At 37.7% G+C, this 24,953-nt stretch carries 21 protein-coding genes and 1 other annotated feature; of the genes, 14 read left to right on the top strand and 7 right to left on the bottom strand.

Annotation, left to right across the window (positions count from 1 at the left end; translation table 11 throughout):
- The first annotated feature begins 318 nt into the window (after positions 1-318).
- Complete coding sequence (locus tag JN080_RS03935) at positions 319-1,395, top strand: bifunctional 3-deoxy-7-phosphoheptulonate synthase/chorismate mutase (RefSeq protein WP_256234604.1); 1,077 nt, start codon at positions 319-321, stop codon at positions 1,393-1,395.
- A 234-nt stretch (positions 1,396-1,629) separates the two neighbouring features.
- On the top strand, positions 1,630-2,634 hold the full coding sequence (gene ccpA, locus JN080_RS03930) for a catabolite control protein A (protein WP_256234603.1): 1,005 nt from the start codon (positions 1,630-1,632) through the stop codon (positions 2,632-2,634).
- 179 nt (positions 2,635-2,813) lie between these two features.
- Here the strand turns inward: ccpA and JN080_RS03925 are convergent, their stop codons facing one another.
- Genes JN080_RS03925 through JN080_RS03915 form a run of 3 tightly spaced genes read right to left on the bottom strand, consistent with a single transcriptional unit; the run spans position 2,814 to position 5,316 of the window.
- A complete protein-coding gene (locus tag JN080_RS03925) occupies positions 2,814-3,995 on the bottom strand; it encodes an acetoin utilization protein AcuC (RefSeq protein ID WP_256234602.1) in 1,182 nt (393 codons plus the stop codon).
- Positions 3,992-4,639, bottom strand: a complete 648-nt coding sequence (locus tag JN080_RS03920) for an acetoin utilization AcuB family protein (RefSeq protein WP_256234601.1) — start codon at positions 4,637-4,639, stop codon at positions 3,992-3,994. Before JN080_RS03920 ends, JN080_RS03925 begins: the two co-directional genes overlap by 4 nt.
- Before the next feature lie 44 nt (positions 4,640-4,683).
- The gene (locus JN080_RS03915) at positions 4,684-5,316 is read right to left on the bottom strand and encodes a GNAT family N-acetyltransferase (protein WP_256234600.1); all 633 of its coding nucleotides are present in this window, start codon (positions 5,314-5,316) and stop codon (positions 4,684-4,686) included.
- A gap of 223 nt (positions 5,317-5,539) precedes the next feature.
- Between JN080_RS03915 and acsA the strand changes: the two genes are divergently transcribed.
- Complete coding sequence (gene acsA, locus JN080_RS03910) at positions 5,540-7,258, top strand: acetate--CoA ligase (protein ID WP_256234599.1); 1,719 nt, start codon at positions 5,540-5,542, stop codon at positions 7,256-7,258.
- A gap of 69 nt (positions 7,259-7,327) precedes the next feature.
- On the opposite strand, the gene JN080_RS03905 is transcribed toward acsA, so the two are convergent.
- The gene (locus JN080_RS03905; RefSeq protein ID WP_256234598.1) at positions 7,328-10,066 is read right to left on the bottom strand and encodes a transglycosylase domain-containing protein; all 2,739 of its coding nucleotides are present in this window, start codon (positions 10,064-10,066) and stop codon (positions 7,328-7,330) included.
- Positions 10,067-10,206: 140 nt separating this feature from the next.
- Positions 10,207-10,423, top strand: a binding site (T-box leader).
- A 41-nt stretch (positions 10,424-10,464) separates the two neighbouring features.
- Here JN080_RS03905 and tyrS point away from each other — a divergent pair.
- Positions 10,465-11,724: a tyrosine--tRNA ligase gene (gene tyrS / locus JN080_RS03900; protein WP_256234597.1), complete on the top strand. Its 1,260-nt coding sequence runs from the start codon at positions 10,465-10,467 to the stop codon at positions 11,722-11,724.
- 100 nt (positions 11,725-11,824) lie between these two features.
- On the opposite strand, the gene rpsD is transcribed toward tyrS, so the two are convergent.
- Entirely contained in the window at positions 11,825-12,427 is a 603-nt protein-coding gene (gene rpsD, locus JN080_RS03895; protein WP_256234596.1) for a 30S ribosomal protein S4, read from the bottom strand.
- Between the two features lie 448 nt (positions 12,428-12,875).
- Here rpsD and JN080_RS03890 point away from each other — a divergent pair, with 448 nt between their 5' ends.
- Positions 12,876-14,762, top strand: a complete 1,887-nt coding sequence (locus tag JN080_RS03890) for a sensor domain-containing diguanylate cyclase (RefSeq protein ID WP_256234595.1) — start codon at positions 12,876-12,878, stop codon at positions 14,760-14,762.
- Between the two features lie 47 nt (positions 14,763-14,809).
- Here JN080_RS03890 and JN080_RS03885 read toward each other — a convergent pair whose 3' ends face one another.
- On the bottom strand, positions 14,810-15,292 hold the full coding sequence (locus JN080_RS03885) for a GAF domain-containing protein (protein WP_256234594.1): 483 nt from the start codon (positions 15,290-15,292) through the stop codon (positions 14,810-14,812).
- Between the two features lie 155 nt (positions 15,293-15,447).
- Between JN080_RS03885 and refZ the strand changes: the two genes are divergently transcribed.
- The 5 genes from refZ to JN080_RS03860 all read left to right on the top strand — a co-directional run bounded on the left by refZ (position 15,448) and on the right by JN080_RS03860 (position 20,817).
- Complete coding sequence (refZ, locus tag JN080_RS03880) at positions 15,448-16,065, top strand: forespore capture DNA-binding protein RefZ (RefSeq protein ID WP_256234593.1); 618 nt, start codon at positions 15,448-15,450, stop codon at positions 16,063-16,065.
- Between the two features lie 274 nt (positions 16,066-16,339).
- Positions 16,340-18,046 carry a septation ring formation regulator EzrA gene (ezrA, locus tag JN080_RS03875; RefSeq protein ID WP_256234592.1) on the top strand — a complete coding sequence of 569 codons (1,707 nt, stop codon included), beginning with the start codon at positions 16,340-16,342 and terminating at the stop codon, positions 18,044-18,046.
- A 105-nt stretch (positions 18,047-18,151) separates the two neighbouring features.
- Complete coding sequence (locus JN080_RS03870; protein ID WP_256234591.1) at positions 18,152-19,300, top strand: cysteine desulfurase family protein; 1,149 nt, start codon at positions 18,152-18,154, stop codon at positions 19,298-19,300.
- Entirely contained in the window at positions 19,301-20,506 is a 1,206-nt protein-coding gene (gene thiI / locus JN080_RS03865) for a tRNA uracil 4-sulfurtransferase ThiI (RefSeq protein ID WP_256234590.1), read from the top strand. It begins immediately after the preceding gene.
- A 113-nt stretch (positions 20,507-20,619) separates the two neighbouring features.
- Complete coding sequence (locus JN080_RS03860; protein ID WP_256234589.1) at positions 20,620-20,817, top strand: alpha/beta-type small acid-soluble spore protein; 198 nt, start codon at positions 20,620-20,622, stop codon at positions 20,815-20,817.
- A gap of 159 nt (positions 20,818-20,976) precedes the next feature.
- Here the strand turns inward: JN080_RS03860 and JN080_RS03855 are convergent, their stop codons facing one another.
- Complete coding sequence (locus JN080_RS03855) at positions 20,977-21,780, bottom strand: NAD kinase (protein ID WP_256234588.1); 804 nt, start codon at positions 21,778-21,780, stop codon at positions 20,977-20,979.
- 157 nt (positions 21,781-21,937) lie between these two features.
- Here JN080_RS03855 and sppA point away from each other — a divergent pair, with 157 nt between their 5' ends.
- From sppA to ytfJ, 4 genes are all read left to right on the top strand, one after another.
- The gene (sppA, locus tag JN080_RS03850; RefSeq protein WP_256234587.1) at positions 21,938-22,939 is read left to right on the top strand and encodes a signal peptide peptidase SppA; all 1,002 of its coding nucleotides are present in this window, start codon (positions 21,938-21,940) and stop codon (positions 22,937-22,939) included.
- Positions 22,940-23,009: 70 nt separating this feature from the next.
- Positions 23,010-23,471 carry an RDD family protein gene (locus tag JN080_RS03845; RefSeq protein WP_256234705.1) on the top strand — a complete coding sequence of 154 codons (462 nt, stop codon included), beginning with the start codon at positions 23,010-23,012 and terminating at the stop codon, positions 23,469-23,471.
- Positions 23,472-23,574: 103 nt separating this feature from the next.
- Entirely contained in the window at positions 23,575-24,267 is a 693-nt protein-coding gene (locus JN080_RS03840; RefSeq protein ID WP_256234586.1) for a DUF2953 domain-containing protein, read from the top strand.
- Positions 24,268-24,291: 24 nt separating this feature from the next.
- On the top strand, positions 24,292-24,819 hold the full coding sequence (ytfJ, locus tag JN080_RS03835; RefSeq protein ID WP_256234585.1) for a GerW family sporulation protein: 528 nt from the start codon (positions 24,292-24,294) through the stop codon (positions 24,817-24,819).
- The last annotated feature ends 134 nt before the right edge of the window (positions 24,820-24,953 follow it).

Below are 24,953 nucleotides of genomic sequence, written 5' to 3'. Positions count from 1 at the left end.
TGAATAAGAAAGGACAACTTGGATCGATTAGTAGTTGTCCTTTTTTATTCATTGTTATCAAATATGAAGCACTATTTGTTCATAACTTGCATATATATACTTTAGCACTTAAAAGCGTTTAACTATTAAAGAGAAAATTAGTGACAAAGAAAACGATATCCTTTATAATAATTCCTAATACAGAAAAATGTAAAAATTATTCTCAGGAAATGAATGGATTTAGGGCAAAAGATAAAAAGAGTATATTTTCTGAAAGTATTGTACAATAAGGATAGATACAGTTTCTTTAGTCTTTAAAAAGAAGGGATGGGACGATTTATGGGCAATAATGAATTAGATCAACTTAGGACACGTGTAGATGAAGTTAACTTGGAAATATTGAAGCTTATTAATGAAAGGGCTCAACTCGTCCAAGACATTGGGCGGGCCAAAGAAGGACAGGGGGTATACCGCTATGATCCCGTCCGCGAACGGAAAATGCTCGATCTTATCAAAGCGCAAAATGAAGGACCATTTGAAAATTCAACCATTGATCATATTTTTAAGGAAATTTTTAAAGCAAGTTTAGATTTACAAAAAGATGGCCACAGTAAAGCATTGCTAGTTTCCAGAAAGAAAAAACCGGAAGATACAATTGTAAATGTAAAAGGTGAACTGCTTGGAAATGGCAAGCCTCAATTTGTATTTGGACCATGCTCGGTGGAATCATACGAACAGGTTGCAACAGTTGCAAAAGCAATGAAAGACAAAGGATTAAAGCTCTTGCGGGGTGGTGCATACAAGCCAAGAACTTCACCATATGACTTCCAAGGTTTAGGTGTAGAGGGATTGAAAATTCTAAAGCGTGTTGCTGATGAATTTGATATGGCGGTAATTAGTGAAATTGTTACACCTGCTGATCTTGAGATGGCAGTTGAATACCTAGATGTAATCCAAATTGGCGCAAGAAATATGCAAAACTTTGAATTGTTAAAGGCTGCGGGTACTCTTAAAAAACCTGTTTTATTAAAAAGAGGAATGTCTGCGACCATTGAAGAGTTCATTAATGCGGCTGAATACATCATGTCACAAGGGAATGGACAAATCATTCTTTGTGAACGCGGGATAAGAACCTATGAGCGTGCAACAAGGAATACTTTGGATATTACTGCTGTTCCAATTTTAAAACAAGAGACACATTTACCAGTATTTGTTGATGTTACCCATTCTACTGGCAGAAGAGACCTGCTTCTTCCTGCAGCTAAGGCTGCTTTAGCAATTGGTGCAGATGGTGTTATGGCGGAGGTCCATCCAGACCCTGCTGTTGCTCTCTCTGATGCACAACAACAAATGGACCTCAACCAATTTGATACTTTTTATAGTGAAATATTGGCATCAAAGCTTATTCGGGTTTAATTTTTTACTAAATGAAATCTTGCCTTCTGTGTTTTTCGAACAGAAGGCTTTTTCTCTAGAGTGTAAAAAATATGTCGAATGTCATTGCGGCATTAGGGTTCTTATCGTATTATTATCTACATACATAAAGAATGATGTTTATTTTCTCAAAGCTATTGAAAAATGACTAGGTTCTAGCATACTGCAGTAAAATAAGGAAAATAACGTTTTCGTATATAAAGGAGAGTGTTAGGAGTGAATATCACAATATACGATGTTGCCAGGGAAGCAAATGTGTCAATGGCAACAGTTTCACGTGTAGTGAACGGAAATCCAAACGTAAAACCAGTTACTCGTAAAAAAGTGCTGGAAGTAATTGAAAGGCTGGGGTACCGGCCAAATGCAGTGGCAAGAGGTTTGGCAAGTAAAAAAACAACAACTGTTGGTGTAATCATCCCAGATATTTCAAGTATCTTCTATGCAGAATTGGCTCGTGGGATTGAGGATATTGCCACCATGTATAAGTACAATATTATTTTAAGTAATTCAGACCAAAATCCTGATAAGGAATTACATCTATTTAATACGATGTTAGGCAAACAAGTTGATGGTATTGTATTTATGAGCGGAAACATTACTAAAGATCATGTTGCCGAATTTGAAAAGACATCTGTTCCAATTGTTCTTGCAGGTTCTATTGAGGAATCGAAAACCGTTCCTTCTGTCAATATTGATTATGAGCAGGCTGTTTTTGATGCTGTTAAGGAATTTGTTGAAAAAGGCCATAAGAAAATTGCCTTTGTTATCGGACCTCTACATGAGCCTAAGAACTCTTTGAAAAAGCTAAGTGGCTATCGTCGTGGCCTTGAAGAAGCAGGTATACCTTTCAATGAAGATCTTATTGTTGAAGGTGACTATACTTATGATTCTGGAATTGAAGCATTTGAAAAGCTGTTAGAGGCAGCTGAAAGACCGACGGCTATTTTAGTCGGTTCAGATGAGATGGCGCTAGGAGTTGTCCATGGGGCAGAAGATAAAGGCTTTAAAATTCCGGATGATTTTGAAGTCATTACATCAGATAATACAAGGCTTTCTCTTATGGTACGCCCGCAGCTTACAACGGTTGTCCAGCCGCTGTATGATATCGGTGCTGTTGCGATGCGCTTACTAACGAAAATGATGAATAAAGAAAAAATATCAGAAAGTACCGTGGTTCTTCCACACCGGATTGAGCATCGCCAATCCACAAGACCACTTTAAAACAAACGTGCGCGGAAAAGACTGGCCATTAATGGCCAGTCTTTTCCTGTATGATCATAATTTACATGTTTCAACTTGGATAACTGTCTAGCTTCGGCGCACAGGAAGTGCTAGTGCCGACGTTGCCGCCTGTGGACGGCGGCAACGTCGGCCAGCTTCCTGCTCCTAGTGCACTTCGCTTAGCTGGCGCTTTCGCTTTTCTTATTTTGATTATTTCTAATTGGATATAGTGCATTTTCAAGCGTTCTTACATTTTTTTCAGTAATTTCCTCTTTACGAGGGATAGGTGCATATAGATTGCTAGGATCATCCCATTGAGTTGGGAGTTTGACTGGAGCCTGTTTTTGCCAGTGTTTGAGCCATTCTAATGGTAAATCTCCATAGCTATTGGAATTTTCAGTCATTTCCATCCAAATTAAGGCCCATGCTCTTGGTACCACTCTCCAGATATCATATCCACCGCCGCCAACCGCAATCCATCTTCCTTCACAATATTGATGGGCAATTTCGTGTGCAAGCTTTGGAATCAGTCTATAACTTTTCATCGTTGCTGATAAATGTGTCAGAGGGTCATAATAATGGGCATCCGCACCATTTTGAGTTAAAATCACATCTGGCTTAAAGAAATCAGCTACTTCCCTAAGCGCACTTGAATAGGCAAACAAAAAGGAATCATCTTCAGTAAAGGCATCGATTGGGATATTAAAGGAATAACCGTAGCCTTTACCTTGCCCTCGTTCATTAATGTTACCCGTTCCAGGAAACAAATATCTCCCAGTTTCATGGATCGACAATGTACAGACATTGGGGTCATCATAAAAGGAAAATTGAACACCGTCACCATGATGGGCATCTGTATCAACATAAAGAACACGGGCTTGATATTTTTTCTGAAGGTATTTAATTGCTACAGAACAATCGTTATAGATGCAAAAACCTGAGGCTTTGCCACGAAAACCATGATGAAGCCCGCCGCCAAGATGAAGAGCATGATCAACTGCCCCAGACATTACCTGATCAACTGCCGTTAAGGTACCACCGACCTGTAAGGAGGTGGCCTCATGCATATGGGGGAATATAGGGTTATCTTCAGTGCCAATCCCATAGTTTTCAGCCATTTCCTCTGTAATTCGGCCAATCCCAGCTAAGTTCACAGCATTAACATAATCGGGATCATGGATTAAATATAGTTCTTCCTCGGTGGCCATTCTCGGTGGGCATATCTGAGTAGCTGATAAAGCGTTTAACTTAGTTAATAAGTCAACGGTAAGGGTAAGCCTAAATTGATTAAATGGATGATCACTATTAAACTTATATTTTAGTAAATCCTCGGAAAAAATAAACGAACTGCGATTTGTCATTTTGAAATCTCCGGCATATTTGGCCAAAGTACATGGTACCCAGTCTTTTTAAAATCTTCGATTAATCCAATAGGGTTTATCATTTGTACTCTTATAACCAGAATTTTGTAGTGATCATCCTTTTTATCCGGGTAAACAAGTACACTTAATATATTGGCTTTTCGCTTCTGAATAATAGCTGTAATATCACAAAGTGCTTCCGTTATGTTTGCAACTCTTATTTCAATTTGCGATCCTGGCTGGTGGGCACCGGTTAGTTCTACCATTGTTCGCAAGAGATCTGTTTCTGTAATAATACCAACTAGTTTTTTGTCTTTTGTAATGGGGAGGCAGCTAATCCGGTGTTCATAGAAAAGTCCGGCAACCTCTTCTACAAAATCAAGTGGGTGACCAAAAATGACATCGGTCCTCATAATTTTTTCTAATGGCTTCTGTAAATCCTCCAAATGCTCACCGATATGAAAAACGGATGGCGAGGCCTCACGCAATTTTGATGCATTAACAAGACCAATCAATTGATTATCTGCATCGACAATGGGAAGGTGGCGAATTTTTTTGGTCTTCATTAATTTTATTGCGGCTTCGATTGTATCTGTGGGCTGTAATGAAAATACCTTTTTTCTCATTACTTCTTCTACAATCATCGTAAAATCCTCCTATTCTTTAAAATAATCACTTAAAAAAAGTGTTAGTACATAAAGCGGTTCATAAAGCGAAGACGGTCGAATTTTTGAACCGATTCATTCGTAATTCGTTTTCCAAATCTAACCATTAAACAGTTTGCAGGGTGTGAGCAAATTTCTGGATCATCCGTTGCATACCATTCAAGTCCGCCAGCATTCATCATTTTTTCCATGATTTTTCTGTATTCCCAAACATTTAGACCTGTTCCTTTTAAATCCCAATGCCAATAATACTCTGTCGTTATTATAATATAATCCTCCATGGCGTCGTCCATCATTGAAACAATAAGCAGGTTTTTACCAACAGAACAGCTCCGGTATTTGGGGATTACCTCAATAGCTCCCAACTCGATTAAATTATCGATCTTTCCTTCGGACCAGCGCTCAAGCGGGTCTGGATAAAGATAAGTCGCATAACCAACAACAGTATTTCGATCTCTTGCAATGATAATTCTGCCGTCACCAAGATGAGCAATACCGATTAATGCTTGATGCTGCTGATGCGATGGACGGAAAGCTTTAAGGTCTTCGTGAAATTCTAGCCCTGCTAATTTATCCGGTGAAACAGGGCCTTCGATAATGAGGTCTCCATAAGTAGTTTTCAATTCCTTCGCATTATATGTTTTCCTATGTTCCATATGGCCACCACCTGAGTGAGTAATTCCAATAATCATTTCTATTATACATAAATTAAGTCGTTTTACATTGGTATTTCAAAATTTTCTGTTTTATTTGAATATATTTTTTCGACATTTAGCGAAAAAAGTCGTAAAGAATTGGTAATGAAAATTTTTAAAAAATTGAGAATATAACAAAATTATACTATAATTATATTTATTAAGGCAAAGGGGGATATGTATTATGAAAGTGGAAACGCTGCCAGTTATGCAAGGGGAGCATAATTTAAGTAATTACGACGAAATGTACAAGCATTTCAATTGGAGTGAAACCGAGAAAAATTTTACTTGGCATGAGACAGGTCTTGTCAATTTAGCTTATGAAGCAATTGATCGTCATGTCAAAACATTCCGGAAAAATAAAATCGCATTATACTACCGCGATGGAAGTAGAAATGAAAAGTATACATTTAAAGAAATGAAGGATCTATCAAATAAAGCGGGGAATGTGTTTAGATCATACGCCGATGTAGAGAAAGGTGATCGTGTCTTCATTTTTATGCCTCGTTCACCGGAGCTTTATTTTGCTGTATTAGGTGCTATCAAAGTTGGGGCAATTGTCGGTCCATTGTTTGAAGCATTTATGGAAGGTGCTGTCAGGGACCGCCTTCTTGATAGCGAAGCAAAGGTTCTTGTGACTACTCCTGAATTATTAGAGCGTGTCCCCGTTAATGAATTACCATCCTTAAAGCACATTTTCCTTGTTGGTTCTGACGTTAAGGAAGAGGGTCCTTATATTGACTTTTTGAAGAAATTGGATGAGGCCGGCAAAGAGCTGAAAATTGAATGGGTAGAGCGGACGGACGGGCTGATCCTTCACTATACTTCAGGATCGACTGGAAAACCAAAAGGGGTATTGCATGTACATAATGCAATGGTTCAACATTATCAAACGGCAAAATGGGTTCTTGATCTAAAGGAAGATGATGTTTATTGGTGTACAGCGGACCCTGGATGGGTTACTGGCACTTCCTATGGTATTTTTGGACCATGGCTAACAGGAACATCTAACGTTATAATTGGCGGCCGATTCAGCCCTGATGATTGGTATAGCATGATTGAAGAATTTGGTGTTACTGTATGGTATAGTGCTCCAACGGCGTTTCGGATGTTAATGGGGGCAGGAGATGAAATCGTAAAGAAATATGATTTATCAAGCCTTCGCCATATTGTAAGTGTAGGAGAACCGCTAAATCCAGAAGTAGTAAGATGGGGAGTGAAAGTGTTCAATCTTCGCATTCACGATACATGGTGGATGACAGAAACAGGGGCACAGCTGATCTGTAATTATCCTTGTATGCCAATTAAACCAGGATCAATGGGGAAACCAATTCCGGGAGTTGAAGCAGCCATTGTGGATGACCAGGGAAATGAGCTTCCTCCATATCGAATGGGCAACCTTGCTATTAAAAAAGGCTGGCCGTCCATGATGTTTACGATTTGGAATAACGCTCAAAAATATGAATCCTACTTTATGCCTGGGGATTGGTATGTTTCAGGTGATTCTTCTTATATGGATGAAGAAGGCTATTTCTGGTTCCAAGGCAGGGTTGATGATGTCATCATGACCGCTGGAGAGCGTGTTGGACCGTTTGAGGTTGAAAGTAAATTAGTCGAACACCCTGCTGTTGCAGAGGCTGGAGTAATTGGAAAGCCAGACCCGATCCGCGGTGAAATTATTAAGGCCTTCATTGCGCTAAGAGATGGATATCAACCTTCAGAGGAATTGATTGAAGAAATCAGACTGTTTGTTAAAAAGGGATTAGCAGCACATGCAGCTCCAAGGGAAATCGAATTCCGCGAAAAACTTCCAAAAACAAGAAGCGGAAAAATTATGAGACGAGTCCTCAAAGCATGGGAGCTTAACTTGCCAGCAGGTGACCTTTCCACACTGGAGGATTAATAAGTAAAGAAAAAAGACCGATATGCGGTCTTTTTTCTTTACTTAAAGTTATTAGCTTTATCTCCATCATTATGGGTATTCACCAATTGTAACTGGGTTGGAAGCTGCGGATTCATTCCCCTTAATATCCACAGCAGTGACATAGTATTCACCATCAGACGCTGTAAAGGTAAGGGGTGAACCGCTTTTAATGCTTGCTGCCTTATTTGTGAAAAAACCTGTTTTATAGACTCGATAGCCGATAATATCTGTTTCAGGAACCGGAGCCCATGTTAATGTATTACCAGATATAGTTAAAGTTACACTAACGGGGGTTTTACCGTTTTCCTCTATTCTAGCTCCTGGGACAAAGATATTTGACCAGCGGTCTTTTTTAGGAATAAGTTGATTATAATCTTTAAAATTAGTTCCGACTAAACGGGTTATGAATTCTGGATTGAGCATTAGACCTTTTTGAGTAAAATCAGCTGGTGTCGTATCGGCCGCCAAATATTTTTTGCCACTAATTTCGACATAATTGCCATTTATTAAACTGTCATCTTTTTCTTTTGGGGCAAACTTTGTATTAAAATAATCGCTCTCTACAAGACCGGCATCTGAGCATTCAGCTGATGGAAGTAAGCCAGAATCAGCACAATAGGAAAGCTTAACAATGCCATCCGGCATCTTAAATTGATCTTTTGGAGCAATGAAATCAGGTTTTACATCGTAGGCAGAATTAATTAAATCCGCCCAAAGATTATTCGTTCTTTGACTATAGGTTAGACTCCCTGTTGACTGCAATGATTTAGGGGTATCATAGCCGGTCCAAATTCCAAGGGTTACGTTTGGGTTGGTGGCAACAAACCAGGAATCGTTGTAATCAACCCCAGTTCCCGTTTTTCCGGCCCAATCAGCCTTGAACTTTAATCTTTCATTAATTCCTGCAGCAGTTCCTTTAGTAATGACATCTCGCATCATATCAAGTGTTAAAAAGGCCGTTTGCGGGGTAAAAACATCCACTGAATTTACCTGATGCTGATAAATGGTTTTTCCGTGTTTATCGACAATCTTATCGATTAAATAGGCATCAATAAATTTCCCGTCATTAGCAAAGGTAGTAAAAGCGTTAGTATTTTCTTCAACTGTAACACCCTGTTTCAGTGAGCCAATTGCAGTTGCAAGGTTTGTATAGTCTTCCTTAACAAGGGAAGTAAAGCCCATTTTTTCAAGATATCTAGCAGGGTTTTGATTAATGATGTCTTTATAAAGCTTTACGGCAGGCACGTTGTAGGACTTAGTTAGAGCATATCGCGCTGAAACCAATCCGCTATAACGAAGATCATAGTTATGCGGCCAAGGATTATTAGGGTCTGCAGGATTTAACTTTAAAGCAACATCAGGAAGAACGGTTGCTGGTGAAGCCTTACCAAGCTCGAAAGCAGGGGCATAAACAAGCAAGGGCTTCATCGTAGAGCCGTTTTGCCTAATCGCACTTGTGGCATGGTTCAGCTGCTGTCTGTTATAATCTCTTCCGCCTATAAAGCTGATAATTTTACCTGTCTTATTTTCAATTAACATGGCTCCGACTTCAACAGGCTCCATTATTGTAATGCTTTCGCCTGTATCCGGGTCTTTCACAACTTGTGCTTTATTTGGGCCATAAGATGGGTATTGATTCTTGGCTTGCTGCATTGCTTCGTATATATCTTTATCAATTGTTGTATGAATTTTATATCCTTTTTGACGCAGGTCATGACTGGCTAGAGTTAAATATTTTTGCCGAAGGCTTTTATTGCTGTTTAAGGCCTTTTCATCAATCCCATCATTTTGTGCTAATACAGTAGCTAGTACTTGGGTAGAACGCTTTTCTATTTCAAACGTAAGCCAAGGGTATTTCTCAATTGGGTTATCCCTCGGCGGAGCAAAGTCTTTTGTGATATCATAGGCAGATGCTTTCGCGTATTGGCTAGCGTTTATATATCCGCCATCATGCATTCTTTTTAAGACCGTTTTCATTCTTGCAATTCCCGGCTGAAGATTACTTTTAATCGTTCCTTCCTTTGTAAAAGGTGTGTACCCAAAAGGACTTTGTGGAAGGCCGGCAATAAATGCTGCTTCAGGCAAGGTTAAGTCCTTTACGCTTTTACCGAAAATTCCTTCGGCCGCTGTCTGTACACCCGCTATATTACGGCCAGATGAATTTCTTCCGAAGGTTGAGACATTTAAATAAGCTTCGAGGATTTCTTTTTTGGAAAAGAATTTCTCTAATCGAAGGGCAAGCAAAATTTCGTTTGCTTTTCGCTGAAAGGAAACTTCGTTTGTTAAAAGCTGATTCTTAATCAATTGTTGGGTTAACGTACTTCCGCCTGTTTGAAGCGATGAATTTGTGACTTCTTGTAAAAGAGCACGGAGAATCGATTTTGGAACAATTCCTTTATGTTGATAAAAATACTCATCCTCTGTGGCAATAATCGCTTTAACTAAATAATCTGATACTTGATCAAGCTTTACTTCATCCCGATCTAAGTCAGAACGGAGTTTGCCTAAATATACATCATTAGCAAAATAAAGATTGGATGTCTCGGTATAATCGTAAATATCTTTTTTCATGCTGCTGTATGAACGGACAGGCTCATCCTTCACAAGGGAAGCAAAAAAGCCAGCTCCTACACCTGCGCCAAAGCTTCCACCTAGTATGACAATAGTTATGAAAATAAGAATAATATTCCGGACAATACGGTATGTCAACCTGGCACTCTTTACTGTGTTTTTATTTGTAAAGTAACTAAATAATGATTTTAATTTTTTTAGCCAAGCTTGTTTCACCGCACCACCTCCTAAAACCAAATATATTATAGCATATAGCTATTCTAGGTTATGACAATTTTCTACATATTTTGAGATTTCCGCATTGAGTTTGACATTATACATAAAAGTATGGTAAAAAAACTATAAGTTTACTTTTATAATTGGCTGTGAAGGAAAAATATACATAGTAGTTCTTCTATCCCTGTTAGTAGAGAGCCGGCGGCTGGTGAAAGCCGGTACACATAGAAGAATGAATTACTTTCCGGAGCCTTCACCGTGAAAAGTGAGTAGCGGCGAACGGTTAAAACCGTTATTTTTGAGGTGGAGGATTGTTCCTCAAGCCGGGTGGTACCGCGCATTGATTGCGTCCCTGCATGTTGCAGGGACGTTTTTATTTTGATTAGGAGGATGATGAAATGGAATTATTGAAGGATTTAGAATGGAGAGGAATCATTTACCAACAAACAGATGAAGAAGGAATTAAAGAAGTTTTAATTCAGGAAAAGATCTCTCTTTATTGTGGTGTCGACCCAACAGCAGACAGTATGCACATTGGTCATTTGCTGCCATTTTTAACACTAAGACGTTTTCAGACCCATGGACATCGGCCGATTGTTTTAGTAGGGGGAGCTACAGGCTTAATTGGTGACCCTAGTGGCAAAAGTGAAGAACGTAATCTGCAAACGCTCGAAACTGTTCAGCATAATGTCTCCTGTATTCAAAAACAACTGGAGAAAATTTTTCATTTTGATGGTGACAATGGTGCGATCTTAGTGAATAACTACGACTGGGCCGGCTCCATGGATATCGTTACGTTTTTACGTGATATTGGAAAACACATCGGTGTTAATTATATGCTAGCAAAGGATACGATTGCTAACAGGCTTGAGACAGGAATTTCGTTTACAGAATTCACCTATACCATTTTACAGGCAATGGATTTTATGCATTTATACGAACAACACAATTGTAAATTGCAAATTGGCGGCAGTGATCAATGGGGAAACATCACGACTGGCTTAGAGTTAATTCGGAAGATGATGCCTGAAGGTTCAAAAGCATTTGGTTTAACGATCCCGCTCGTAACAAAAGCGGATGGAACGAAATTTGGAAAAACGGAAAGCGGTGCTGTTTGGCTAGACCCTGAAAAGACATCACCGTATGAGTTTTACCAATTTTGGATAAACACGGCAGATGCAGATGTTAGTAAATACCTGAAGTTTTTTACTTTCCTCAGCAAGGAAGAAATTGAGTCATTGGAACAATCAGTCCAGGAAGAAGCGCATCTTCGCAAAGCACAAAAGACCTTGGCAGAGGAAATGACGCGGCTTATTCATGGTGAAGAATCTCTTCAGCAAGCCATCAAGATTTCTGAGGCTTTATTCAGCGGGGATGTAAAAAATCTTACAGCTGCAGAAATCAAGCAAGGATTTAAAGATGTTCCTTCTTATGAAGTAACAGAAGGAATAGAGGCGAGCCTTGTTGATCTGCTCGTGGCAGCAAAAATTTCTCCTTCTAAGCGGCAAGCCCGGGAGGATATTGCCAATGGTGCCGTTTCGGTGAATGGGGAACGTGTTACCGATAACACTTATACCTTACAACCAGCCGATCGAATCGAAGGTCAATATACGATCATCCGCAGAGGGAAAAAGAAGTACTACCTTATTAAATATTAAAAAGCCAAAACGCGTTTGGGAAACTTCCCGAAACGCGTTTTTTCTATTTTTTTTTGACAAAAAAACCGTACCAATATGGCACGGCTTTTTTGGAAGTTTCCTAACGGGAGTAGAACTCAACGATAAGAGATTCGTTAATTTCAGCAGGTAGTTCAGAACGCTCTGGTAAGCGAGTGAAAGTTCCTGTTAATGTGTCAGCATCGAAAGTTAAGTAATCTGGAACGAAGTTGTTTACTTCAAGTGCTTCTTTAACAACTTCAAGGTTACGGGATTTTTCGCGAAGGCTGATCGTTTGTCCAGCAGATAAACGGTATGAAGGAATATCTACGCGAGAGCCATCAACTAAAATATGACCGTGATTTACTAATTGACGAGCAGCACGGCGAGTACGAGCTAAGCCTAAACGATAAACAACGTTGTCAAGACGCGATTCAAGAAGAACCATGAAGTTTTCACCGTGTTTACCAGAAAGTTTTTTAGCTTTATCAAAAAGATTACGGAATTGGCGTTCCGTTACTCCATACATATGACGAAGTTTTTGCTTTTCTTGCAATTGTAAGCCATATTCAGAAAGCTTTTTGCGTTGGTTTGGACCGTGTGGTCCTGGTGCGTAAGGACGCTTTTCTAATTCTTTCCCTGTGCCGCTTAGTGAAATTCCAAGACGACGGGATAATTTCCAGCTGGGGCCGGTATATCGAGCCATGAATGACTCCTCCTTGTGTTTTTATTTTGGTAAAATAAAAACCGTTATGTTTTAACATTATAGGTCATTTTGTTTTCATGCACCTTCGCCCTAGCAGCAGAGGGTTACAAGATGCACCATCATAAATAAAGGTTTTATGAGGAACAGAATGAATCCAATAAAGTATCCATATAGGCTGCAATATTTTACACAAGGAGTATTATAATATTTTTGTTGGGCATTAGTCAAGTATATTATTTGAATAACCTTACATACTTTGCTGAAACATTAAATATCTACAACTAAACTTTGCAATATTCACAGATAGAAGAATAGAGTTATGGTATAATGAGGTTTGCAATATAATAGATATAATAAGAAGTTTAAATTTTTTCCAATTGTAATGTAGGAATAAATGATAGGTATTGATAGAAAGGCTGATTCAGTACCAAAATTAGGTGATAATTGTATGGAAACGCTCGATAGAAGTTTGATACTGCAACTTAAAGATTGCTTTGTTGAGTTCATTGATAGTGAATTTGAGGTCTTTCATCTTGAAAATTTTATCATGGATATATTAATGTTTATTCTTGAAACTTTCCGTGTTGAGGAAGTTTCAATATATACATACCAAGAGCGGAACCAGCAATTTGAATTAGCTGGTTTAACAAGTGTCCAGGTAAATGAGGCTGGTTCACAAGCAACTATTCAAAAAGGACCTCTAAAAGACCTCATGAATGGCGATAAGTTCCTTCAAAAAAAGCCTATGCCACGTGGACTTGAAAATTATGATTTCCTAATTAAGGTAATGAAAAAAAATGAAATGACAGGCTTTCTTGCTATTAAAGATAAGTTCGGTTCAAAAATGAATCAACTAACAGCTGAAGGATGTAAACGAATAGGGAATGCATACGGTACCTACTTAGGAAAAGTTCAAAAACTAACGAATATAATTTTGGAAGAAAAGAGATATAAACAGCTGTACAAAGTAACTGAAAGGTTTCATTCTTCGCTGAACATGGACAATTTATTAATGAGAATCATCAATTCACTGCAAGAAGTGTATCCGGAATTTTCCTATTCTTTACTGCTCTCACAAGATAATCACAATCATTTTAACCTTCCCATTCGAGATCTCAATTACGATAATGAAAACATTTTAGCAATGGAAGCTTATGTTACAGGAACAGTACAATTTGAGAATTCATTGCAACAACAACCCACTCTTTATGCTCCCCTAAAAGGAAGGCAAGGAGTTTATGGTGTTTTAGTTGTCATTGCTCCAAATATGCTTGCTTTTTTGAAAAATGAGATTGAGTTTATTACCTTGCTTGCCAACGAAGCAGGAAGTGCTCTGGAAAATGCACAATTATACCAACAGTCAAGAAAGTTAATTGCTGATTTGCAATTAATAAATGAAACTTCTCACTGCTTAAATGCAAATCTCCGTTTATCAGAAACGATCCACTATATGTCAAAGCAGATTACCCAATCCTTTGGGGCACAGGAAGTTGGCTTTTTATTATACTCTCCAATCGAGAATAGTGACAAAATATTACCAGGTTCAACTGCATTTTTTTCGTTGAAACATGCTCAAGAGTATATCATATATTTGAAAGAAAAAATTGAAAAAGAAAATGAAGCATTGTTTATTGGCGATTTACACTTTTCTAACCAAGATGAACAGATGATCTACCGCTCGATTATCGCGATTCCAATGGACCTTAGCGAGCATCTAAAAGGAATTGCCATTGTTATGCATCAGGAACCATATTTCTTTTCATTTGAGACGTTTAAGCTTTTACAATCACTTATCCACCATTCTACACTCGCATTTACTAACTCCATGCTGCGTGAGGAATTGGAAAAAATGATTATCACTGATCATTTGACAAAGCTGCATTCACGAAATTATCTTGATGAAAAAATTAATCGTTCGATGAATGAAGATGAACAGGGCACTTTTATACTTATCGATATTGATGATTTTAAAAAAGTGAATGATTCCTTTGGTCATCAAGTTGGCGATGAGGTACTTATTCAAGTTGCTAAGTTAATTAGAAGCAATATACGTGAAAATGATGTAGGTGCACGCTGGGGAGGGGAAGAATTGGCTATCTATTTGCCTAAGATTTCCCTGTCAGCAGGAGTGGCAATTGCAAAAAGGCTCGTCGAAAGGGTTGCGGAAAATTCAAATCCCCATGTAACGGTTTCATGCGGGGTATCCTACTGGAATAAAGATCATACAGACACCTATAATTATTTATTTAAAAGAGCAGATGAGGCTCTTTACGTAGCAAAAGGGACAGGGAAAAATAAGGTCGTAACGCAGGAAGACGGTATAAAAGCATGTTAAGCACCCGCTGCAAAAGCGAGTGCTTTTTTCTAAACTTTTTTAAAGATTTAAAGACTTTGGGCTAATATCTCAACGAATTCCTCTAGCTGCTGTTGATCTAGCTCATCAAAACGACCATTTTCTGGAGAGTCGATGTCCAATACGCCTAATAAGTTGCCATCCTTAATGATAGGAATGACAATTTCAGATTGCGATGCCGCGTCACAGGCAATATGACCCGGAAACTGATTGACATCTTGAACACGAATCGTTTCTTTTTTCATGGCAGCTGTACCGCAGACTCCTTTTCCAATAGGAATCCGGATACAGGCAGGAAGGCCTTGGAATGGGCCTAATACAAGTTCAGAGTCGTTGTCTATTAGATAAAATCCAACCCAGTTAATTCGATCAAGAAACTGATTTAAAAGGGCAGCTGCATTGCTTAAATTTGCAATTCGATTTTTCTCGTCATGAACGAGTGCCTGCAATTGCTTTTTGACTAGATCGTAGTTATCCATTCTGTTTTCTTTATATATTTCGACATTAAACATGTTTTTCACCTATTCCTCTAGAAATTTCCCTTTTATTTTAGCAAAAACAGTGGAAATTAGGTAAACTTTGTCGATCGAAATATAAAGGGAAATAAACAAAGATAAAGAATATTATATAGGCTGGGAGGTTTTTAATCCTAAGAGGAGGCAAGCTGATGAAGAAAAATTCAAAGGAAGCAATTGTTCAGGCAGCCGTGTCGTTATTTAATACAAAAGGATACTCTGGGACCTCAATTCGTGATATTGCAGCTAAAGCTAAAGTAAATCCAGCTAATATTGCCTATTATTTTCAAAATAAACATGGTTTATTAGAGTATTGTTTTATTTCTTTTTTTGAGCAATATATGGCTAAAATTGAAGAGGGCTTTGCATCTATTGATCACGGAGCAACCTTTTGTTTAAAAAAAATAACTGCTAACCTTATGAATTTTCTTTGTGAAAATATCCAATTAACACCTTTTATTTTCAGAGAAATGTCAATTGACTCTCAATTGGTCAGGGAGATCATGGCCACTTATTATACAAAGGAAAAATTTTACCTCCAAAGGGTTTTTGAAAAAGGAATAGAATGGAGAGAATTTAATCGGCACTCTATAGCCTATATGATTGTTCAATTAAAAGGTTTGTGGATCATGCCCTTTTTAAATACTAACTATTTAAGAGAAGTATTATATGTTTTTCCGAACGAACGCTTTTTCGCTGAAAAATATACACATGACATCTATAAATGGATCGATGAAGTATTATGCAGAAAAGAAGCACTTATTTCCTAAAATCGTGAGGATGAATCAGAGGGCAATACCTTTGAATCATCCTCTTTTTTCATTTAGGCCTTTTCCACCATTTACCATTATGTGAGTCTGTGTTAAATTTTCTTTGCTATAAAATTTTTCCGTACTTTAAATAAAAAGTTGAATATAATTAGTCAAAAATTGTCGTTTACATGGTATCATTAAAACATTGAATCGAACTTTATGTTTTAAAATTCACATAGATCGTAATTTAGCTTTAAATGAAGCGACGTTGTTTGGAACAGGAGGCTTACGTGTGAAGTACATCATTGGATTGATAATCTTTTTACTCGTAATGATTGTGATAGGTTATTTGATAAAGAAAAAATATTATAGAGAGATGGATAGGCTGGAAACCTGGAAACTAGATATTACTGCTCGACCTGTTCTTGATGAAATGTCTAAAGTAAAGCGACTAAATATGACCGGACAAACAGAGGAACTTTTTGAATGCTGGCGGAATCAATGGGACGATATCGTTACAGTAAAATTACCGAATCTGGAGGATCTGCTATTCGATGCGGAAGAACATATTGACCGATATCGATTTAGAAAAGCAAGAGATGCTCAAAAACAGATTGAAAATAAATTACTGGAAATGGAACAGGAAATTAAAAGTATTCTGAATGAGCTAAATGAATTGGTTGGTAGCGAAGAGAAAAATAGAGTGGAAATCGAACAATTAAAAGACGCCTATAGGGAAGCAAAAAAGAATTTACTTGCACATCACCATAGTTTTGGAAAAGCTGAAAAAATTTTAGAGGATCAATTAAAAGAAGTTACGAATAATTTCTTGGATTACGAGGAAAAGACCAAAAATGGAAATTATCTAGAGGCACGCGAAACCGTCTTGCATACTATGGTTCAATTAGAAACCATTACAAAACAAATGGAGATCATCCCGCAGTATTTAATTGAATGCCAATCAATTCTTCCTTCCCAACTCTCGGATATTCGTGAAGGCTTTCTTGGTATGATTAAGCAAGGATATTATCTAGAACACATTCAATTGGAGAATGAAAATAGTGAACTAGAAGAGAAAATTAAAACCTGCTTAGCTCAGGTCGAAGCAGCAGATTTAGATCAAGCCGAAAAGGAAATGAAGGAAATTAAGGCTCGAATTGAAGTACTATTTGACCTCCTAGAAAAGGAAGTACATGCCAAGCGATTTGTGATACAGACTGAAAAAGTCACAAATGAACTGCTAAATGCTGTTAGAGATGAAAATGAACAACTTAATAATGAATTATTGGAAATCCAACAGAGTTACCATTTGACAGAATATGAGTTTGAAACTCAAATGCAGTTAGATAACGAACTGTCTTCCTTGTATAAGCGGTTTGAGATTCTTAATGAGAAAGTAAAGAATAATGAAACCCCTCTGACAGCAGTTAGTGAAGAGTTAAATGAGATAAAGGATGAGTTAGATGCACTTAGAGAGGAACAGCATAACTTCTTCTTTAGATTACAGGCGCTTAGGAAAGATGAAATCGAAGCAAGAGATAAAATACAGGAATTAGCGAAAAAGGTCAACGAAGCGTTAAGGCTAATTTCAAAAAGTAATATTCCTGGATTACCGGACGATTATAAATATCTTTTTAAAGATGGACGAGAGAGCATTGAAAATGTGAAAAAGCAGCTTGAAGAAAAGCCGCTAAATATCTCTTCAGTAAATCAATATTTGGAAATTGCAGTCTTAACGGTTGAGAAACTTGTTAGTACTACATATGAGTTGATGGAAAGTGCTAGGCTTGCCGAAAAAGTTATTCAGTATGGAAACCGCTACCGCAGCCAGTATCCAACCGTTTCTCGGGCTTTAGCCGAAGCTGAAAAAGCATTTCGAAGCTTTGATTATCAGAGTGCATTAGAACAGGCCGCAACCTCGATTCAAGCTATTGATCCTGGAGCAATAAAAAGAATCGAAACAATTGCTTCAAAAGAGGAAACTGAAATCTTTAATTAAATCAATAAAAGCCGATTCAGCCAGATTGTATGAATCGGTTTTTTCTTTTGATAAGATAATGCTATGGCATTTTCTTTAACTGTTTTGGATGGAAAGGTGGAAGGCATGATTTATTTTGACAACAGTGCGACAACAAAACCATACACAGAGGTAGTTGACTCCTTTGTGAAGGTTACAAATAAATATTTTGGTAACCCATCCTCGCTGCATGGTTTAGGGGGACAGGCAGAACAACTATTAACGCAGGCAAGAGCACAGATTGCCAGTCTCTTGAAGGTAAACGCGTCAGAAGTCTACTTTACATCGGGAGGGACCGAAAGTAATAATTTAGCTGTTAAAGGAACAGCCCTTATGATGCATAAAGGAAGAGGACGCCACATTATAACAACAAGTATTGAGCATCCCTCAATCAGCAATGCGATGGAACAGCTGGAACAACTGGGATTTAGTGTTACTTATTTACCAGTAGATCAAAACGGGGTCGTGCAGGTTGAAGCTGTGGAAAAAGCAATTCGTCCTGATACGATTTTAATTTCTACTATGTATATCAATAACGAGGTTGGCTCCATCCAGCCGATAAAAGAAATAGGGAAGCTGCTCGAAAGGTTTCCAAAGATTCTTTTTCATGTTGATGCAGTTCAAGCTGTCGGAAAGCTGCCGGTTGATTTAAAAGAGTTTGGGGTAGATCTATTTTCAATATCTGCGCATAAATTTCACGGATTAAAAGGGTCGGGGATGCTTTTTATCAGGGACGGAGTGAAAATTGCCTCACTCAACTCAGGTGGAAATCAAGAAAATAACATTCGAAGCGGCACGGAAAATGTGGCTGGAGCTGTCGCCATGGCTAAAGCACTCAGAATAACAATGGATCGGTATGAAGCAAGGATTAAAAACCTTAACGAGATACAAAAAGCACTACTATACAAACTCTCTGAAATTCCCGAAATTACAATTCATACACCTATTGATCATAAGGCTGTGCCACATATAATCAATTTTTCGGCAGCATGGATGAATGCTGAAACATTTATCCACGCATTAGAGCAGGAAGAAATTTATGCTTCTACTACAAGTGCCTGTTCCTCTAAAGGAAAACAGCCAAGTAAAACATTACTAGCTATGGGAGTTACAAAAAATCTGGCCGAAAGAGCAATAAGAATCAGTCTCTCCTTCGATAACACAATGGACGAAGCCCTGAAATTTATTGCAGCTGTTAAACAAATTGCTAATCATTTTGGAAAGGTAAGAAATTAAATGAATTATGACCGAATACTAGTTCGTTATGGTGAAATTTCAACAAAAGGAAGGAACCGTCATCAGTTTGTTGAAAAGCTTAAGAAAAGTATAAAGAATGCACTTCAATTATATCCAAAGGTTAAAATAGAGGCTGGCCGTGATCGAACCTTTATTCTCTTAAACGGTGAAAATAGTACCGAAATAATCGGGATTTTGCAGAAAATATTTGGTATTCAATCATTTAGTCCAGCGCTAAAGGTAGAAAGGGATCTAGAAAAAATAAAACAGGCTGCTTATGAATTATTTCTCCATCTCTACACAGGAAATCAAACGTTTAAAATTTCTGCTAAAAGGGCTGATCGATCATTTGAATATGATACAGATGACATTAATCAAAGTCTGGGTGCACATCTCTTAAAGTGCTTTCCTAGTTTAAAGGTTGATGTAAGGCATCCAAATATTAATATGCAGGTGGAGATTAGAAGCGAAGCAGCCTATTTGTCATCTGAAACGATTATCGGGGCGGGTGGTCTTCCAGTTGGCTCAAGTGGAAAGGCGATGCTTATGCTTTCTGGGGGATTTGACAGCCCTGTAGCAGGATATCTCGCAATGAAACGAGGGTTAGAAATCGAGGCTGTGCATTTTTTTAGTCCGCCCTATACCAGTGAGCGGGCCAAACAAAAGGTTGTCGATTTAGCGAAAAAGCTGGCTGAGATTGGAGGAGCGCTAACACTTCATATTGTCCCATTTACAATGGTTCAAGAAGCGGTTAGGAAGCAAATACCTGAAAATTATGCAATGACAACAACCCGTCGATTAATGCTGCGGATCACGGATGAATTAAGGAGTAAACGTAATGGCCTGGCAATTGTCACAGGAGAAAGTGTCGGTCAAGTAGCAAGCCAGACACTTGAAAGCATGTATACAATCAATGAGGTAACAACAACGCCTGTTTTAAGACCTTTGATAATGATGGATAAAACGGATATAATAAAAATCGCGCAGGAAATTAATACCCATGATATTTCCATAAGACCTTTTGAAGATTGCTGTACAATCTTTGTACCGGCATCACCAAAGACCAAACCTAAAAGAGACAAAGTCAACTTCTATGAGAGCTTCCTTGATTTCGAACCATTTATTCAAGATGCAGTGAATGGGACTGAAACACTTTTAATAAAGCATAATTCGCAAGATGAAAGCTTGTTTAACGAATTATTTTAAATTGTACTTTTATTTTCACATTTTTTATAAATTATGCGAATAATTACCAGTGGTTTTAGGGAATGAGGGCATGTGATTCTACACATTCTATACTCACAAGGAGGTGAGATTACATGCCAAACAATAATCAATTACTAGTTCCTGGTGTTGAACAAGCTCTTGATCAAATGAAATACGAAATTGCTTCTGAATTTGGAGTACAGCTTGGTGCTGATACAGTTTCACGTGCTAACGGTTCTGTTGGTGGTGAAATCACGAAGCGCCTAGTTACAATGGCGCAACAACAATTAAGCGGCGGATTTTCTCGTTAAGCTAAAAAACAAATAATATGGCTACAGAGGACAGGTAATACCTGTCCTCTTCTATTTTCAAAAACCTTATCCAATATATAGATGGATAAGGTTTTTGGTTTAAAATCAATAATAAGTAATAGATACCGCTTACATCACTAAACGGGCGCTTCCGCTTTGTTATAAGAAATTTTTTCTTACTTTTTCCCAGAAGGAATTGGAATTACCTTTTAATTTTACCGTTTTTATTTTTTTATCGCTAAGCTTGATTTGGATTTTTTCAACATGACGGATGCTTAATGCTTCGTTATCCATTCCCATTGTCGGATGGTCATTTCCTGGGACAACCCTAAGGGTGAGTGTGCGTTCCTTTCCCAGGATGAAGGAGGAACCCAATGACCGATACTGATTACTGTTTACCGATGCCAGTTCGCTTATTTGCATGCATGAAAGCAAAGGATCAACAACAGCCCCGTTAACGGATTTATTATAACCTGAACTTCCTGTCGGGGTTGATACAATCAATCCGTCCCCACGGAAAGTTTCAAAATGGATGTTATCAATAAAAACATCAATTACAAGCGTTTTAATAATCCCTGACTGGATACTAAACTCGTTTAAGCAAGAAAATGTACTACGATCATCAACTGTTACCTCAATAATCGGTCGGTTCCACACTGCTAGTTGTTCATATTCAAGTGCTTCAATTAATTTCGATAAATCATTGATGTGAAAATCGCAATATATCCCAAGGCTGTTTCTTGTTGAAATGCCAGCATAAAGACAATCATCTCGGAATCCCGTTTTCCTTACTGCTTGCAGGAATGCCCCGTCACCACCAATACTAGCGATAATGTTTGCTTTTTGGGGGTCCTTTACAATTGTAAGTCCATAGCGGTTAGCTAAATCATAAATTGGCGCAGCTTTAGCAACCATTTCTGTATCCTTTTTGTGGTAAAAGTAAATATTATTTAGGCTTTCCATTGTTCGTACCTCCACAAAATTTGTTTTAATTTTTAAATCAGTATGATTGTTAGACTATAATTTGATAAAATATTCTTAATTAATATAATATTAACATTTTTTCAAAAAAACAAGAATATTTTTTGAGAAAAATATTATATGGGAGGAATGTATAGAAATGAACGGTAAACGCTGGGCGGCATTAGGAATTGCGATAGGGTTATTTATTGTCTCTGTCGTGATCAATTTACTATCTTCTTTTGCCTTCAAGGGAATGAAAACAGATGTCACTGATTTATTTGCAGCGACTGAGCAGCCCTTTACAGAAGAGGTAGTGAAAGAGGGAAGTGAAACAAAAAAGATTGTCATTCTTGACGTGGATGGTGTTATTCAAGACACAGGGGAAGCACAATCATTTCTACAAAACTCAGGATACAACCATCAATCCTTCCTAAAAAAGCTTGACTATATTAAAGCGGATGATTCTGTTAAGGGCATTATTTTAAGAGTTAACTCTCCCGGAGGAGGCGTAATGGAGAGTGCTGAAATTCACCATAAAATTCTACAACTAAAAAAGCCCGTCTATGTTTCGATGGGCTCGATAACGGCTTCTGGCGGATATTATATTTCAACTGCTGCTAATAAGATATATGCAAGTCCAGAGACATTGACAGGGTCCTTAGGAGTGATCATGGAAGGATATAATTATAAGGGACTTGCTAAAAAATACGGTGTTGATTTTGTAACAATTAAAAGTGGACCATATAAAGATATAATGAGTCCAACAAGACAAATGACAGATGATGAACGAAAAATTCTCCAGGAAATGATTAATAATTCATATGAAGGATTTGTAAAAGTGATTTCTGATGGTCGTCATATCCCCGTTGACCAAGTCAAGAAACTGGCTGATGGACGCGTATATGATGGGAGGCAGGCCAAGGATTTAAATCTAATTGACGGTTTCGGCTATTTAGATGATGTTATTGCGAAAATGAAAAAAGCTGAAAACCTTAGCGGAGCAGAGGTCATTCGTTATTCTGATAATGTTGGAATTGGTTCTTTATTGGGGATGACTGCACAAAAATCTTTTAGTGGGAATAATGCTGAATTATCAAATTTAATGAAGTTGATCTCTAAAACAAATTCACCGCGGCTCATGTATCTCTACGCGGAATAGGGGGGACAGAATGAAGACGACTGAAAATTATACAAGTGAGCTGCCTGTTGATGCAGAAAAGATCAACAATATGGATCAGGCAGGGCACCACGGCGATGGGAAAAGTATTCTCGTTTCTGTCCACTACGCAGGTTTTTGGATGCGGTTTTGGGCATACTTGCTTGATTTAATTGTAATAGGAAGTATTGAGCGGATGCTGATTAACCCTATATTTCGTTTTTTAGATATCCCTTTGTGGGAGATCAATATATTTGCCCCGATTTCAATTGCATCGGCCGTGATATTTTATTTGTATTTTGTTCTGATGACAAAGTATTTAGGGCAAACGCTTGGTAAAATGGTTTTTGGACTAAAAGTGGTCGATCTAAAGAAAAGTGAATTATCATGGGGAACTGTCCTATTTCGTGAATGGATCGGCAGATTTATTTCTGCGACAGTTATTGTCGGGTATGTTATTGTCGCCTTCTTACCTCATAAACAAGGATTGCATGATCTTTTTGCTGACACATCCGTTGTCCATACAGACAGCTGATAAAAATTTTTGTATGGCCGTATATCAAAGTGATAAACCTATCATCTTAAGGGTGATAGGTTTATTTTTTTTCTTTCAGAAGATACTAATATGCTGAAAGGTTGTGAACGAATTGAAATGGCTGGTTATTGCTCTCATCATTCTTTTGTTCCTAATTATCCTTATAATTTTTACAAAAATAACAATCTATTTAAATTACTATCACTATAAAGATGATGATAATTTGAAAATTGAATTTAGAATTTGGTTTGGGCTAATTCGGTATAAAAAGAATATTCCCCTGATTAAAGTAGATGAACATTCACCAAGCATAATTGTAAAGGAAACAGAAAAAGGCAATGGAGAAACAAATCAGGAAGAGGAAAATGTAAAAATGCTTACACCACAAAAACTGATTAATACCCTAAAAAATTTTCGAGAGATACTTGAACATGTAATTCAACTAAATAACATCATAAAAAAGTTTTTTAAAAGAGTATCTGTTGAAAAATTTGAATGGAATTCAATAATCGGATTGGGGGATGCTGTGCATTCTGGGATGGCTGCCGGAGCGTTATGGGCGATTAAGGGAGGGATTCTCGGGTTATTAAGTCATTATTTAAGGTTGAAAGAAATGCCTAGATTAATGGTCCAGCCCCATTTTCAACAAATGATAACCCACACTGAATTAACATGTATTTTTCAGTTTCGGATCGGGCATGCTATGTTGGCAGGATTAAAGCTAGTGAAATTGTGGAAGGGCGGACGCCCACATTTAAAACCAAACAGCCTCATGTCGAATGACAAATCTATCTAAATCTTATAACAGGGAGGAAACAAAATGTCGGACCACCCAATTCAAGGATTGATGACAACTGCTATGGAAAGTTTAAAGGAAATGATTGATGTAAATACGATCATTGGAGATCCTGTTGAAACGCCTGATGGAAGTGTAATTTTAACTGTATCAAAGGTAGGATTTGGGTTTGCTGCAGGTGGTAGCGAGTTTAAAATTGATCAATCTAATTCGCAAAATCAATCACAAAACCAGTCAAAGGACCAGGGTCAGAATCAATCAAACCATCCGTTTGGAGGCGGAAGCGGCGGTGGAGTTTCCATTACGCCGATTGCCTTTTTAATTGTTAATTCACATGGTGTGAAAATGCTCCATCTTGATGAGAGTACACATCTATATGAAAAAATCCTTGAGCTTGCTCCACAGGCGGTAGATAAGATTCAACAGATGTTATCCAATAGGAATCAATCAAAACAAGAAGATTCTTCGCAATCAAAAAATCAATCTCAACAGTCTCAACAACAAAATCAAGGCTCTCAACAATCGCAAGAAAAGCAAGACCTACAAATTTAGCGAAGAAAGTTAATCTTCCAGTCTGTGAAGATTAACTTTTTTCTTTGAAAAAATGGACATGAAAAATGCTCTATTTCTTTTATTTCTAAAAGACAATTTTTTAGATTCATTATTATATAAGAGCCAAAATAATT

The sequence above is a fragment of the Bacillus sp. EB600 genome (assembly GCF_024494385.1).
Classification (GTDB): domain Bacteria; phylum Bacillota; class Bacilli; order Bacillales; family Cytobacillaceae; genus JAEVLT01.
This window is presented reverse-complemented; position numbering and strand designations above follow the sequence as displayed.